We start from the raw sequence: 13,002 nt of genomic DNA on the forward strand, positions 1-13,002 counted from the left end.
CGCTCCGGCCGCGCCCCGCAGCGCGCGCCGCGCCTGCGCGACGATCAATACATCGCGCCCGCCACGCCGGCGGGACGCTTCTACGATCCGTTCGAGGACGACGGCCCCGCCCCTGAATATCTGCCCGAACCCGAGCACGCGCAGGCAGCGGATTTCGCCGAGGCACGCGACCATGATGACGGCCGCGACGATAGCGACGATAGCGACGATCATGGCGACGGCCATGGCCACGATCAGCGCCGCGGCAGGCGCGAACCCGCCGCGGAGACCCGCAGCCGCCGCCCGCGCGAAACCCGCCAGGCGGAAGTGTTTCCCATCTTTGCCCCCTGCCCCCAAGGGCTGGAAGAGGCGCTGACGGCGGAAATGCAGGCGCTGGGCTTCGACGACGCGCAGGTCGGCCGCGCCGGCTGCTCCTTTACCGCCGACTGGGCGGGCGTGCAGCGCGCCAATCTGTATTCGCGCCTGGCCACCCGCATCCTGGTGCAGGTGGCCCATTCCGAGATTTCGCACGAAGACGACATCCTGGATCTGGCCCGCGACACCCCCTGGGAACGCTGGTTCGGCGCGGAGCAGACCCTGCGCGTGGACACCTCCGCCATCAAGAGCCCAGTGCAAAGCCTGCAGTATTGCAATCTGCGCGCCAAGGACGGCATCTGCGACCGCCTGCGCGAACTGGAAGGCGAACGCCCGAGCATCGACACGGTGCGCCCGGATGCCCGCGTGCACCTGTTCCTGACCGGACACACGGCGACCCTGTACCTGGACACCTCGGGCGAATCGCTGTTCAAGCGCGGCTGGCGCCTGGACAAGGGCGAGGCGCCGCTGCGCGAAAACCTGGCTGCCGGCATGCTGGCGCTGGCGGGCTGGGACCCGGCCGCGCCGCTGCTGGATCCGTTCTGCGGGTCCGGCACCATCCTGATCGAAGCCGCCTGGATCGCGCTGGGCGTGCCCCCGGGCATCTCGCGCCCGTTCGGCTTCGAGCGCCTGCGCGGCCATGACGCCTACCGCTGGCGCGACCTGAAGGACGACGCCCGCTCGCGCATCCTGCCGCAGCTGGACGCGCCGCTGGTCGGCTACGACCTGGATCCGCAAGCCATCGAATTCGCCCGCAACAACGCCGAACGCGCCTGGCTGACAGAGGATTCCATCCGCTTCGAGGTCGGCGACGCCCGCGACGTCACGGCGCCGGCCGACCATGGCTGGATCGTCACCAACCCGCCCTACGGCGAGCGCATGGGGACGGAACAGGACGCGGATCTGTGGCGCGATTGGGCCACCTGCCTGAAGCGCAATTTCGCCGGCTGGCAGTTGCACGTCATCACCAGCGACCTGACCCTGCCCAACCAGATGCGCCTGAAACCCAAGCGCCGCGTGCCCCTGCACAACGGTTCGCTGGATTGCCGCCTGTTTGGTTTCGAGCTGGTCGCCGCCGGCTACCGCGACGCCTGAACATGCCCCGCCCCGGGCGGCTTCGGCCCCCGGGGCGCCTACGGTTCCCGGCTGTTCGCCCGCTGGGCGGCACGTTGTAAACGCGCAGCAACATGGTGCGCGTATCTTTGCTTATGGTGTTCCCCCGCCCTGTTTGGGAGCATCATCGCACCAAGGTGTTGCCAATTCGCACCGGCCACTTGCACAAGTTCAGGGTTAACCCCTATAATTCGGGTTATCCCTAGTAGCTAATTAAACAGTGCAAGCCCGTGGAGGCTATTGTGATCAACCCGAACAACACCATCCGCCTGACCGACGAACTCGAGCGCCAACTGATGCTCCAGGCTATTGAAGAACAATTCCGTCCGCACCCGATGCGGGCGTTGGCCGCCGGCCTGCGTAAGCTGGCCCACGGCATTCGTGCCCTGGCTGGCAAGACGAGCGCCAAGAACGCGCACTCCGCCGCCTAAGCAAGGCCCCAGGCTTCCGGCCTGAACAGTTTTCCCCTTGGGGGCTGCACAGCCCCTTTTAAGACCCGCCCTTACCGACGGGTTTTTTTTTGCCTGGAACGCCCCGGCAAAACATCTTGCGGGGTCGCCGCAAGCATTGCGCTCGGGCCAGGTCGCCAAAGTCCGGCTTTGTCGGATAATAGCGACCCATGACGACTGACGCCCTGCTCGACCAGACCCCCAACCGGCTGCGCCGGTTCGCCTGCATGATGTACGAGGCCGTGCTGCTGTTCGGCGTGGTGTTCTTGTCGGGCTATCTGCTGGATACCCTGACCCAGAGCAAGAACGCGCTGGAATTGCGCGGAGCCCGGCAGGCCTGGTTATTCCTGGCCATCGGCGCGTACTTCGTGCTGTGCTGGCGCCGCCGCGGCCAGACCCTGCCCATGAAGACCTGGAACATCCGCCTGGTCGACCGCGACGGCAATACGCCGTCCACGGCCAGGCTGATGCTGCGCTATGTCCTGGTCTGGCCCCTGGTGCTGGCCGGCGCGGCAGTCGTCTGGGCCGCCGCCAGCGCCACCGGCTGGCCCTCGATGGACATGTTCATCGTTGCCGCGCCCTTCACCATCTTTATCTGGTCCTGGTTCGACCCCGACGGCCAGTTCCTGCACGACCGCATCCTGGGCACGCGGCTGCGCAACGCGCCGCAACGCAAGAAGGCCCGATAGTCCGGATCCGGCGCGCCCGGCGGCACGCCGCATACATCCTGCGACAAACAGCAACATCGTGCGGCGATTTAGGCGTTTGCTTTCAGAAAGTTGAAAGTCGACCGCAAAGACAATGAGGCCCCTTTTTCAGACGCCTCAGATCCCTTTATGCACGCTTTCCTTTCCCGTGTTGCGCTGGCCGCCGCCAGCGCCCTGTTCCTGCTGCCCGCCGGCGTCCACGCACAGAACGCGTCCGCCCAGCAGGAAATCGAAGCGGCCACGAAAGCGGCCTTCGCGGCCGCCCAGCAAGGACCCGCCGACGTCAAGCTGGGCGAACAGGCCGTCGTGCGCCTGCCGGAATCCATGTTCTTCGTGCCACGCCTGCAGGCGGACCGGCTGATGGCGGCCTACGGCAACGGCAAGGATCCTTCGCTCTTGGGCGTGGTGATGCCCAAGAGCGACGATGACGACTGGGTCATTACCGTCAATTTCGACAAGGCCGGCTACATCAAGGACGACGACGCCAAGAACTGGAACGTCAACGAGTTGCTGGACAGCCTGCGCGAAGGCACAGAACAGTCCAACGAAGAACGCACCAAGCGCGGCTTCCCCGAATTGATCATGGACGGCTGGGTGGAAGCGCCGAAGTACGACAGCCAGACGCAGCGCCTGGTCTGGTCGGTCGCCGTCAAGCACAAGGGCGAAAGCGCTGCCGAGAATCCCACCGTCAACTACAACACTTATGCGCTGGGCCGCGACGGCTACATCACGCTGGACCTGATCACGCAGAAGAGCATGGTGCCCAAGGACAAGACGGCCGTGCTGACCCTGCTGGACAATCTGAACTACGTCGAAGGCAAGCGCTACGCCGACTTCAACTCGTCGACCGACAAGGTCGCCGAGTATGGGCTGGCCGCCCTGGTGGCCGGTGTGGCCGCCAAGAAACTAGGGCTGTTCGCCGTGATCGCCGCCTTCCTGGCGAAATTCGCCAAGGTGGGCGTGCTGGCCGCGGCCGCGCTGGGCGGCGGCCTGTGGAAGCGCCTGCGCAACAAGAAGGCCAACCAGCAGCAACCCTGAGCGCCGGACCCAAAAGCGGCTGCGGCCGCACAATTCCCTGACGTCCGCGCACGGCCACCCGCCGTGCGCCACTGAACCGCGCAGCCGCGCGCGGTCACAACAGCGTCACATGGCGTTCATGTTCCGGTCATCGCCGGGTGGTTTCATTCCCAGGCATGAGCACAGTCCCTGGGAAAGCTACCGTGAACGAGATCCGCCCCGCGCACTGGCGCGCCCTCTGGATTTCCGATATTCACCTGGGCACCGCCGGGTGCAAGGCGGAATTCCTCCTCGACTTCCTCGACCACAACGATTCCGACACGCTTTACCTGGTGGGGGACATCGTCGACGGCTGGCAGTTGCGCAAGCATTGGCACTGGCCCCGGGCGCACAACGACGTCATCCAACGCATCCTGCGCAAGGCGCGCAATGGCACCCGGGTCGTGTTCATCCCGGGAAACCACGACGAATTCGCGCGTGAGTTCGCCGGCTACGCCTTCGGCGACATCGAGATCCTGGACGAGGACGTGCACGTCACCGCCAAGGGAGAGCGACTGCTGGTGTTGCATGGCGACCAGTTCGACGGCGTCATCCAGCACAGCCGCTGGCTGGCACACCTGGGCGACGGGCTCTACCAGTTGGCGCTGTGGATCAACCATCATTTCAACCGGTTGCGCCACCGCCTGGGACTGCATTATTGGTCCCTGTCGCAATACCTGAAGCACAAGGTCAAGAACGCCGTGTCCTTCATCACGGACTTCGAGGAAGCGCTGGCGGGCGAAGCCCGGCGCAGAGGGCTGGACGGCGTGGTCTGCGGCCATATCCACAAGGCCGAACTGCGCTACGTGGGCGAGATCCTCTACTGCAACGACGGCGACTGGGTGGAAAGCCTTTCCGCCCTGGCGGAGACCCACGACGGCCAGCTCCAGCTGCTGGACTGGGCCGCCGTCACGGCGGAACGCGAGGCCGACCCTGCTACCCGTCCGCCCCGCTCGCTCACGCTGCCGGCCCTGCCGTCCGCGCTGCGTCGTCAAGGCAAACACCCGTGATAACCCGTATGCGTCCCCGTTACGCAACGGGGATGTTGCAGTTCACGGCCCTCTAGGTCATGCTTGCATCTGGGGCAACGGGCGAACTTGACCCGTTCACGCTGCAACATGCTTACAACATAGGGCCATGAACGACCAATATCAGGCGCTCTACCAAACATTCCGCTGGCTGGTACCCACCCAGTTCAACATCGCGGAAGCGTGCTGCCACCGCTGGGCATCCAGCAGTCCGGATGCGCGGCGCATTGCCATCTACTACGAAGATGAGTCCGGCAACCGCGAGGTCTGGACCTATGCCCGCCTGGCGGAAGCGGCCAATCAGCTGGCCAACGGCCTGGTGAAAATGGGCGTGGGGCGCGGCGACCGCGTCGGTGTGGTGTTGGGACAACGCCCCGAAACCGTGGTGGCCCACATGGCCATCTACAGCGTCGGCGCGGTAGTGCTGCCGCTGTCCGCCCTGTTCGGCCCGGAAGCCCTGGAAAGCCGCCTGCGTGACTCCGAAACCCGCGTCGCCATCGTGGATCACGCCTCCAGCGCCAACCTGCTGGCGGTAAGCGACAACTGCCCCCAACTGCAGCAAATCATCGGCATCGGCTTCGCCGACGAGCGCGTATTGCCCTGGCGCAGCCTGCTGGCGCGTCAGCCCAGCGAATTCAAGATGATCCAGACCCGCTCCTCGGATCCGGCCATCCTGCTCTATACCTCCGGCACCACCGGCGCCCCCAAGGGCGCGCTGCTGCCGCATAGCGTCCTGATCGGCAACCTGCCGGGCTTCGTGGCGTCCCAAGACTGGTTCCCCAAGCCCGCGGACGTGTTCTGGTCGCCTGCCGACTGGGCCTGGACCGGCGGCATGATGGACGCCCTGCTGCCCACCCTGTACTTCGGACATCCCATCGTCGGCACGCGCGGCCGCTTCTCGGTCGAACGCGCCTTCGAACTCCTGGAGCGCTACCAGGTCACCAACACCTTCCTCTTTCCCACCGCGCTCAAGATGATGATGAAAGCGGTGCCGGAACCGCGCAACCGCTACCAGCTGGCCTTGCGGTCCATCATGAGCGCCGGGGAAAGCGTGGGCGAAACCGTCTTCGAATGGTGCCAGTCGGCATTGGGCGTAACGCCCAACGAAATGTTCGGCCAGACGGAAATGAACTACGTGGTCGGCAACAGCCAGAAGCGCTGGCCCGCCAAGCCGGGCAGCATGGGCCGCCCATACCCGGGCCACAACGTCGCAGTGCTGGACGATGACGGCAAGCCGGTAGCGCCCGGCGCCACCGGCGAGATCGCCGTCAACCGGCTCGATATCCATGGCTACCCGGATCCGGTGATGTTCCTGGGCTACTGGCGCAATGAAGCCGCGACCCAGGCCAAGTTCAAGGGCGACTGGTGCCTGACGGGCGACCTGGCGACGGTCGATGCCGACGGCTACCTCTGGTACGCGGGCCGCGCGGACGACGTGTTCAAATCCGCCGGCTACCGGATCGGCCCCGGAGAAATCGAAAGCTGCCTGATCGGACATCCGGCCGTGGCCAACGCCGCCGTCGTGCCCAAGCCGGACACAGAACGCGGCGCCCTGGTCAAGGCCTATGTGGTGCTGACGCCGGAGTTCGCGCAGCGCGACCGCAACGACATCATCGAAAACCTGCAGGAGCATGTGCGCGAGCGCCTGGCCCCGTACGAGTACCCCAAGGAGATCGAATTCGTCGACGAGCTGCCCATGACGACCACCGGCAAGATCCAGCGCCGCGTCCTGCGCCTGCGCGAAGAAGAACGCTCGCGGGCGACCGCAGGCATTGCAGACGCGCAACAAGCCCCCCAAGGCCTGACGCCGCAACCGGAGAACTAGGCATGCCCATTTACCAGCTCGACGACCTGATCCCCCGCATCGACCCGGCGGCCTATGTGGCCGACAGCGCCGACATCATCGGCAACGTCACGCTGGAGGCAGGCGTCAGCATCTGGTCCAACGTGTCGATCCGCGGCGACAACGACGCCATCCTCATCCGCAGCGGGACCAATATCCAGGAAGGCAGCGTGCTGCACGTGGACGACGGCTGTCCCATGACCATCGGCCCCAACGTGACGGTGGGCCATCAGGCCATGCTGCACGGCTGTACCATCCATGAAGGCGCGCTGGTCGGCATGCAGGCGATCGTGCTGAACAACGCGGTCATCGGCCGCAACTGCCTGATCGGCGCCGGCGCCATCATCCCCGAAGACCGCGTCATCCCCGACAATTCCCTGGTCATCGGCATCGGCAAGGTCGTCCGCGAACTCTCGGACGAGGAAATCGCCAACCTGCACAAGAACACCGCCCATTACGTGGCGCGCGGCCAACACTACAAGACCGCCCTGAAACGGATCGGCTGAGCGCCCTGGCGCAACGCTTCGACCCTGCTGGCGGCAGGGGGAATAGACGGGCCCGATCGGCTAACATTCCTCCATGACCGATCAGCTCAAGAAATACCTTACCGAAGACCGCAGCGTCCGCATCCAGGCCGTGCGCCTGGAGGCGACCTGGAAGGCCGTGCAGGCCAATCACGACTATCCCCCCGCCATCACCCATCTGTTGGGCGAACTGGTGGCGGCATCCACCCTGCTGGCCGCCAACATCAAGTTCGACGGCTCGCTGGTGTTGCAGATCCAGGGCGACGGCCCCATCGCCCTGCTGGTGGTGGAATGCCGCAACGACCTGAGCCTGCGCGCTACCGTCAAGATGCGCGAAGGCCACGAAGTGCCCAGCGACGGCAACATGCAAAGCCTGCTGAACCCGGGCGGCAACGGCCGTTTCATCGTGGTGCTGGACCCGCAGCGCAAGCTGCCAGGCCAACAGGCCTACCAGGGCATCGTGCCCCTGCAGGGCGACACCGTGGCCGAGGCGCTGCAACACTACATGAAGGCCTCCGAACAGCTGGACACGCGCCTCTGGCTGGCCGCCAACGCCGACCATGCCACGGGCATGCTGATCCAGCGCCTGCCGTACCACGGCGGTTCGGACGCGCCTACGCTCACCGAGCAGAACGCCGCCGAAACCTGGGATCGCGCCTGCGCCCTGGCCGCCACCATCAAGCATGACGAACTGCTGGCCACCGACATCGACACGCTGATCCATCGCCTGTTCTGGGAAGAAACCCTGGTGGCGTTCGATCCGCTGGCCGTGCGCTGGCACTGCCCCTGCACCCGCGAACGCGTAGCCAGCATGCTGCGCACGCTGGGCCAGGAAGAGGTCAACAGCATCCTGGCCGAACGCGGCCAGGTCGACGTGGCCTGCGACTTCTGCGGCACGCCGTACAAGTTCGATTCCGTCGACTGCGCCACCTTGTTCTCGTCCAGCGCGGCGCCCGCCGCGGACGAACCTCCCACGGTGCACTGACCCCGTGCCGGCGGCCTCGCCGCCGGGACAATTCCAACACGCCGGCTTATCCTCATCGACAGGCGGCCATGCCTGCGCCAGACTGCGCAGCCATGACCGCCTTTTTTCATGTCCCTTCCTGCCGGCAATGCGGCGCGGCCGCCATCGAATTCGCGGTGGCGGCCGCGCTGGTGCTGATGCTGGGCCTGCTGGCAATCGAGGCCGCCCGCTGGCAAGGCGTGCGCCAGATGGCCTATCTGGCGCTGATGGAGGCGGCTCGCGCCGGCGCCACCGGGCATGGCGATCCGGCACGCATGCGGGCAGCCTTTCTGCAGGCCCTGCTGCCGCTCCACGCCGATGCACACGGCCAAGCCGGCGCCCGCCGCCGCCAGAACGACACGCTGGCTGAACTGACGGCCATTTCAGGCACCCATCCCTGGCGCATCGAAGTCCTGCTGCCCGACCAGCAGTCGTTCCGCGAACACGCCCGCCCGGATCTCAAAGTGCCCGTGGCGGAAGGCCTGCGCGCCATCGACAACGGCTACCAGGATCTGCAACATGCGCGCCGGCCGCCGCGCCCGGGCGGCCAGAGCATCTTCCACGCCAATACCTTGAAATTGCGCCTGACCTATCTGCACAAACCGCTGCTGCCGCCCATGCGTGTGCTGCTGGCCGCGCTCGGCCCCGACCTCAACAGCTACGCCGGCAACGCGCAGGCCAAGGGCCTGCTGCCCTTGCGCATGGAGTTGGAAACGGAGATGCACTCGCACCCTGTGGATTGGGCGCGCAGAATGCCGCAACCCGCCGGCATCGTGTACGGCGAGTGCCGCAGCCTACGCTGCGGCTGAACCAAACGGGGAATGAACAGGAACGGCGGCCGACGCTCAGTGCCGGGCGTTGACCTGATTGGCGGGCTTGGGAGCCGCAGCCGCCGGACGCGCGGCGGGTGCGCTGGCACGCGCGGGCGCGGCCGGCTTGGCCGCGGCATCGGCAGCCAGGGAGGCGCCGCCCGCCGGAGCCGGGGTGTTCTGCGGCAGGATGTGCACGAACACCTCGCCTTCGCGCATCATGCCCAGTTCGCCGCGGGCGCGTTCCTCGATGGCGCCGGAGCCGCCTTCGAGGTCACGCACTTCCGCTTCAAGCGCGGCATTGCGCGCGCGCAGGCCTTCGTTGGTCTCGCGCTGCTCCGCCACCTGGCGTTGCAGATCCCAGACCTTGAACCACCCGCCCTTACCCAGCCACAGCGGGTATTGGATCAGGCCTAGCAGCACGAACAGCACCAGGAACAACAGGCGCATACGCGGGAACCCTCAGCAGTCGTGGCGTGGATGCGGCCCCGGGTTTGCGCCCAGGGCCGAGCTTGTCATCAACGCAGGTTGTAGAAAGCTTCCAGGCCCGGATACGACGCGACTTCAGCCAGCTCTTCCTCGATGCGCAGGAGCTGGTTGTACTTGGCCATGCGGTCCGAACGGGACAGCGAACCCGTCTTGATCTGCATCGCGTTGGTCGCCACGGCGATGTCGGCGATGGTGGAGTCCTCGGTTTCGCCCGAACGGTGCGACACGACGGCGGTGTAGCCGGCGCGCTTGGCCATTTCGATGGCGGCGAAGGTCTCGGTCAAGGTGCCGATCTGGTTGATCTTGATGAGGATCGAGTTGGCCACGCCCTTCTGGATGCCTTCGCGCAGGATCTTGGTGTTGGTGACGAACAGGTCGTCGCCCACCAACTGCACCTTCTTGCCCAACTGGTCGGTCAGCAGCTTCCAACCATCCCAGTCGTTTTCAGCCATGCCGTCTTCGATGGAGATGATGGGGTACTTGTCGCACCAGGTGGCCAGCAGGTTGGTGAATTCCTGCGAGGACAGCGAGATGCCGCCTTCGCCGGCCAGCGTGTACTTGCCGTCGCGGTAGAACTCGGAGCTGGCGCAATCCAGGCCCAGGGCGATCTGCGTGCCCGGCTCGTAGCCGGCTTCGGTGATGGCCTTCAGGATCAGCTGGATGGCGGCCTCGTGGCTGGGCACGTTGGGGGCGAAACCGCCCTCGTCGCCCACGGCCGTGGACATGCCCTGGCCGTGGATCAGCTTCTTGAGCATGTGGAAGACTTCGGCGCCCCAGCGCAGGGCTTCGCGGAAGCTGCCTGCGCCCACCGGCAGAATCATCAATTCCTGCAGGTCCAGCGTGTTGTTGGCGTGCGCGCCGCCGTTGATGACGTTCATCATCGGCACGGGCATGCTCATGGGGCCGCTGCCGCCGAAGTAGCGATACAGGGACAGGCCCGACTCGTCGGCGGCGGCGCGGGCCACGGCCATGGAGGCGGCGAGGATGGCGTTGGCGCCCAGGCGTTCCTTGGATTCGGTGCCGTCCAGCTCGATCAGGGTGCGATCGACGAAGGTCTGTTCCTGGGCGTCCAGGCCCATCAGGGCTTCCGAGATTTCCGTATTCAGGTTCTCGACGGCGCGCAGCACGCCCTTGCCCAGATAGCGGCTCTTGTCGCCGTCGCGCAGCTCGATGGCTTCGCGCGCGCCGGTAGAGGCGCCCGACGGCACGGCCGCGCGGCCCATGGCGCCGGACTCCAGCAGCACATCGCATTCGACGGTGGGGTTGCCGCGCGAATCCAGAATCTCGCGGCCGATGATATCGACGATAGCACTCATGACTTTACATTCCCTGAACGATAAACATATTCATGACAGCCGCACCTTCGCGGGCATTGCGGGCGCGGCGGTACTGCCAGGAGTCGTAGAAAGCCTGGGCCGCGGTCATGGAGGGAAACTCCATGACGACGGTACGACCAGGCTCACGGCCCTCGAGGTGCCTGGAATCGCCGCCGCGCACCAGGATCTTCGCATCGTACGCGCGCATCGCGAGCGTGGACAGACGCTTGTAATCCTCGTACTGCGCGGGCTTGGTCACTGAGACGTCGGCGATGAGGTAGGCACTCATGGGGTTCCTTCAGAGCAGTTGCGTTGGTTTCGGTCTGACGCCGGATACGGCAATGCCGCCAGTGTCGCGCAAGGCGGCCGGGCGACGCATATCCGATGCTAATTGGTTGTATCCGAAAGCAGCGCCGCCGTACAGGGCGGCGCTGGGGCGGCGGCCCGCGGTCCCGAAGATCCGCTTACGGAACTCCAGACCGCAGGCGCGCATTACGCCTCCTGGCCGCGGCGAGCCTTCTGCTCGATGGCGGCGCGGATATAGCTGCTGAACAACGGGTGGCCGTCACGCGGAGTGGACGTGAACTCGGGGTGGAACTGCACGCCCACAAACCACGGATGGTCGGGCAATTCCATCATTTCCGGCAAGTTCTCGGTCGGCGTGCGGGCGCTGATCACCATGCCGGCCTCTTCCAGGCGCGGCACGTAGACGTTGTTGACCTCGTAGCGATGGCGGTGACGTTCGTTCACTTCGTCGCCATAGATGGTCTGCGCGCGGGTGCCCGGCTTGATCGGCACGCGTTGGGCGCCCTTGCGCATCGTGCCACCCAGGTCGGACGAGTTGTCGCGCTTTTCGACCTTGCCTTCGCGGTCCATCCATTCGGTGATCAAAGCCACCACGGGGTGCGGAGCCGAAGGATCGAATTCCGTGCTGTTGGCGCCGCCCAGGCCGGCGACGTGGCGCGCGAACTCGATGACGGCCAGCTGCATGCCCAGGCAGATGCCCAGGTAAGGCACGCCGTTTTCACGGGCGTAGCGTATCGCGGCGATCTTGCCTTCGGTGCCGCGCTTGCCGAAGCCGCCCGGAACCAGGATGGCGTCCAGGTGCTTGAGCTGATCGGTGCCGCGGGTTTCGATGTCTTCGGAGTCGATGTACTCGATGTTGATCTTCGAGCGCGTGTGGATGCCGGCGTGAACCAGGGCTTCCGTCAGCGACTTGTACGACTCGGTCAGGTCGACGTACTTGCCGACCATGCCGATGGTGAGCTGGTGCTGCGGATGCTCCAGCGCCTCGACCAGGTTGTCCCACATGGACAGGTCAGCCGGCGGCGGGGTCAGGCCCAGCGCTTCGCAGACGATGTTGTCCACGCCCTGCTTGTGCAGCATGGCCGGGATCTTGTAGATCGAGTCGGCGTCCCAGACGGAGATGACCGCGTCCAGGGGCACGTTGGAGAACATCGAGATCTTGGCGCGCTCGTCGTCCGGGATGCGGCGGTCGGCGCGGCACAACAGCGCATTCGGGTAGATGCCGATTTCGCGCAGCTTCTGCACCGAGTGCTGGGTCGGCTTGGTCTTGAGTTCACCAGCCGACGCGATGAAGGGCACCAGGGTCAGGTGCACGAAGGCGGCGTTGTTGCGGCCCATGCGCAGGCTCATCTGGCGCGCGGCCTCCAGGAACGGCAGGGACTCGATGTCGCCGACCGTGCCGCCGATCTCAACGATCGCGACGTCGGTGTTGCCATTCCAGCCGGCTTCGGCGCCACGGGCGATGAAGTCCTGGATTTCGTTGGTGATGTGCGGAATGACCTGGACGGTCTTGCCCAGGTAATCGCCGCGGCGCTCCTTGCGGAGCACGGATTCGTAGATCTGGCCGGTGGTGAAGTTGTTCACCTTGTGCATGCGAGCCGAAATGAAACGCTCGTAGTGGCCAAGGTCCAGGTCGGTTTCGGCGCCGTCTTCCGTGACGAACACCTCGCCATGCTGGAACGGGCTCATGGTGCCCGGGTCGACGTTGATGTACGGGTCGAGCTTCAGCATGGTGACTTGCAGGCCACGCGACTCGAGAATAGCGGCGAGCGACGCAGCGGCGATGCCTTTGCCCAGGGAAGACACCACACCGCCGGTGACAAATACGTATTTGGTCATCGTAATGAGCACCCGGGACGAGCGGGCGCGTGCGGGAAATTTGGATTATAGCCGGGAGGCGGAGCTTATTTGGGTTTTCCCCTAGCCTCGGGGCGTAACATTTGGCAGCACTCGAATGGGCGCGAGGGCCATCGCCTTGCGTGGCGCGGTGCGGCGCCGTGCTATG

13 protein-coding genes are annotated in these 13,002 nt (G+C 65.7%); 9 read left to right on the forward strand and 4 right to left on the reverse strand.

What is annotated here, in order from left to right:
- Positions 1–33: 33 nt before the first annotated feature.
- The 9 genes from WBB14_RS10440 to WBB14_RS10480 all read left to right on the forward strand — a co-directional run bounded on the left by WBB14_RS10440 (position 34) and on the right by WBB14_RS10480 (position 8,886).
- The gene (locus WBB14_RS10440) at positions 34–1,449 is read left to right on the forward strand and encodes a THUMP domain-containing class I SAM-dependent RNA methyltransferase (protein ID WP_424239836.1); all 1,416 of its coding nucleotides are present in this window, start codon (positions 34–36) and stop codon (positions 1,447–1,449) included.
- A 260-nt stretch (positions 1,450–1,709) separates the two neighbouring features.
- On the forward strand, positions 1,710–1,898 hold the full coding sequence (locus tag WBB14_RS10445) for a hypothetical protein (protein WP_006389355.1): 189 nt from the start codon (positions 1,710–1,712) through the stop codon (positions 1,896–1,898).
- A 188-nt stretch (positions 1,899–2,086) separates the two neighbouring features.
- On the forward strand, positions 2,087–2,605 hold the full coding sequence (locus tag WBB14_RS10450) for an RDD family protein (RefSeq protein WP_332013450.1): 519 nt from the start codon (positions 2,087–2,089) through the stop codon (positions 2,603–2,605).
- A gap of 147 nt (positions 2,606–2,752) precedes the next feature.
- Positions 2,753–3,661 carry a DUF2167 domain-containing protein gene (locus WBB14_RS10455; protein WP_424239764.1) on the forward strand — a complete coding sequence of 303 codons (909 nt, stop codon included), beginning with the start codon at positions 2,753–2,755 and terminating at the stop codon, positions 3,659–3,661.
- A 155-nt stretch (positions 3,662–3,816) separates the two neighbouring features.
- On the forward strand, positions 3,817–4,689 hold the full coding sequence (locus tag WBB14_RS10460; RefSeq protein ID WP_424239765.1) for a UDP-2,3-diacylglucosamine diphosphatase: 873 nt from the start codon (positions 3,817–3,819) through the stop codon (positions 4,687–4,689).
- Positions 4,690–4,816: 127 nt separating this feature from the next.
- Positions 4,817–6,532 (forward strand): acyl-CoA synthetase, encoded by a 1,716-nt coding sequence (locus tag WBB14_RS10465; protein WP_424239766.1) that lies wholly within the window; start codon positions 4,817–4,819, stop codon positions 6,530–6,532.
- A gap of 2 nt (positions 6,533–6,534) precedes the next feature.
- Positions 6,535–7,056, forward strand: a complete 522-nt coding sequence (locus WBB14_RS10470; RefSeq protein WP_424239767.1) for a gamma carbonic anhydrase family protein — start codon at positions 6,535–6,537, stop codon at positions 7,054–7,056.
- Between the two features lie 73 nt (positions 7,057–7,129).
- Positions 7,130–8,059, forward strand: a complete 930-nt coding sequence (hslO, locus tag WBB14_RS10475) for an Hsp33 family molecular chaperone HslO (RefSeq protein ID WP_424239768.1) — start codon at positions 7,130–7,132, stop codon at positions 8,057–8,059.
- Between the two features lie 92 nt (positions 8,060–8,151).
- Positions 8,152–8,886: a TadE/TadG family type IV pilus assembly protein gene (locus tag WBB14_RS10480; protein ID WP_424239769.1), complete on the forward strand. Its 735-nt coding sequence runs from the start codon at positions 8,152–8,154 to the stop codon at positions 8,884–8,886.
- A gap of 36 nt (positions 8,887–8,922) precedes the next feature.
- Here the strand turns inward: WBB14_RS10480 and ftsB are convergent, their stop codons facing one another.
- The 4 genes from ftsB to WBB14_RS10500 all read right to left on the reverse strand — a co-directional run bounded on the left by ftsB (position 8,923) and on the right by WBB14_RS10500 (position 12,836).
- A complete protein-coding gene (gene ftsB, locus WBB14_RS10485; RefSeq protein ID WP_424239770.1) occupies positions 8,923–9,336 on the reverse strand; it encodes a cell division protein FtsB in 414 nt (137 codons plus the stop codon).
- A 68-nt stretch (positions 9,337–9,404) separates the two neighbouring features.
- The gene (gene eno / locus WBB14_RS10490; protein WP_006218107.1) at positions 9,405–10,691 is read right to left on the reverse strand and encodes a phosphopyruvate hydratase; all 1,287 of its coding nucleotides are present in this window, start codon (positions 10,689–10,691) and stop codon (positions 9,405–9,407) included.
- A gap of 4 nt (positions 10,692–10,695) precedes the next feature.
- Positions 10,696–10,980, reverse strand: coding sequence for a DUF1330 domain-containing protein (locus WBB14_RS10495; RefSeq protein ID WP_013392289.1), 285 nt, complete (start codon positions 10,978–10,980; stop codon positions 10,696–10,698).
- 203 nt (positions 10,981–11,183) lie between these two features.
- Positions 11,184–12,836 (reverse strand): CTP synthase, encoded by a 1,653-nt coding sequence (locus WBB14_RS10500; protein WP_013392287.1) that lies wholly within the window; start codon positions 12,834–12,836, stop codon positions 11,184–11,186.
- Between the last annotated feature and the right edge of the window lie 166 nt (positions 12,837–13,002).

It is taken from the genome of Achromobacter sp., assembly GCF_049647645.1.
In the GTDB taxonomy this organism is placed as follows: Bacteria; Pseudomonadota; Gammaproteobacteria; order Burkholderiales; family Burkholderiaceae_B; genus Achromobacter.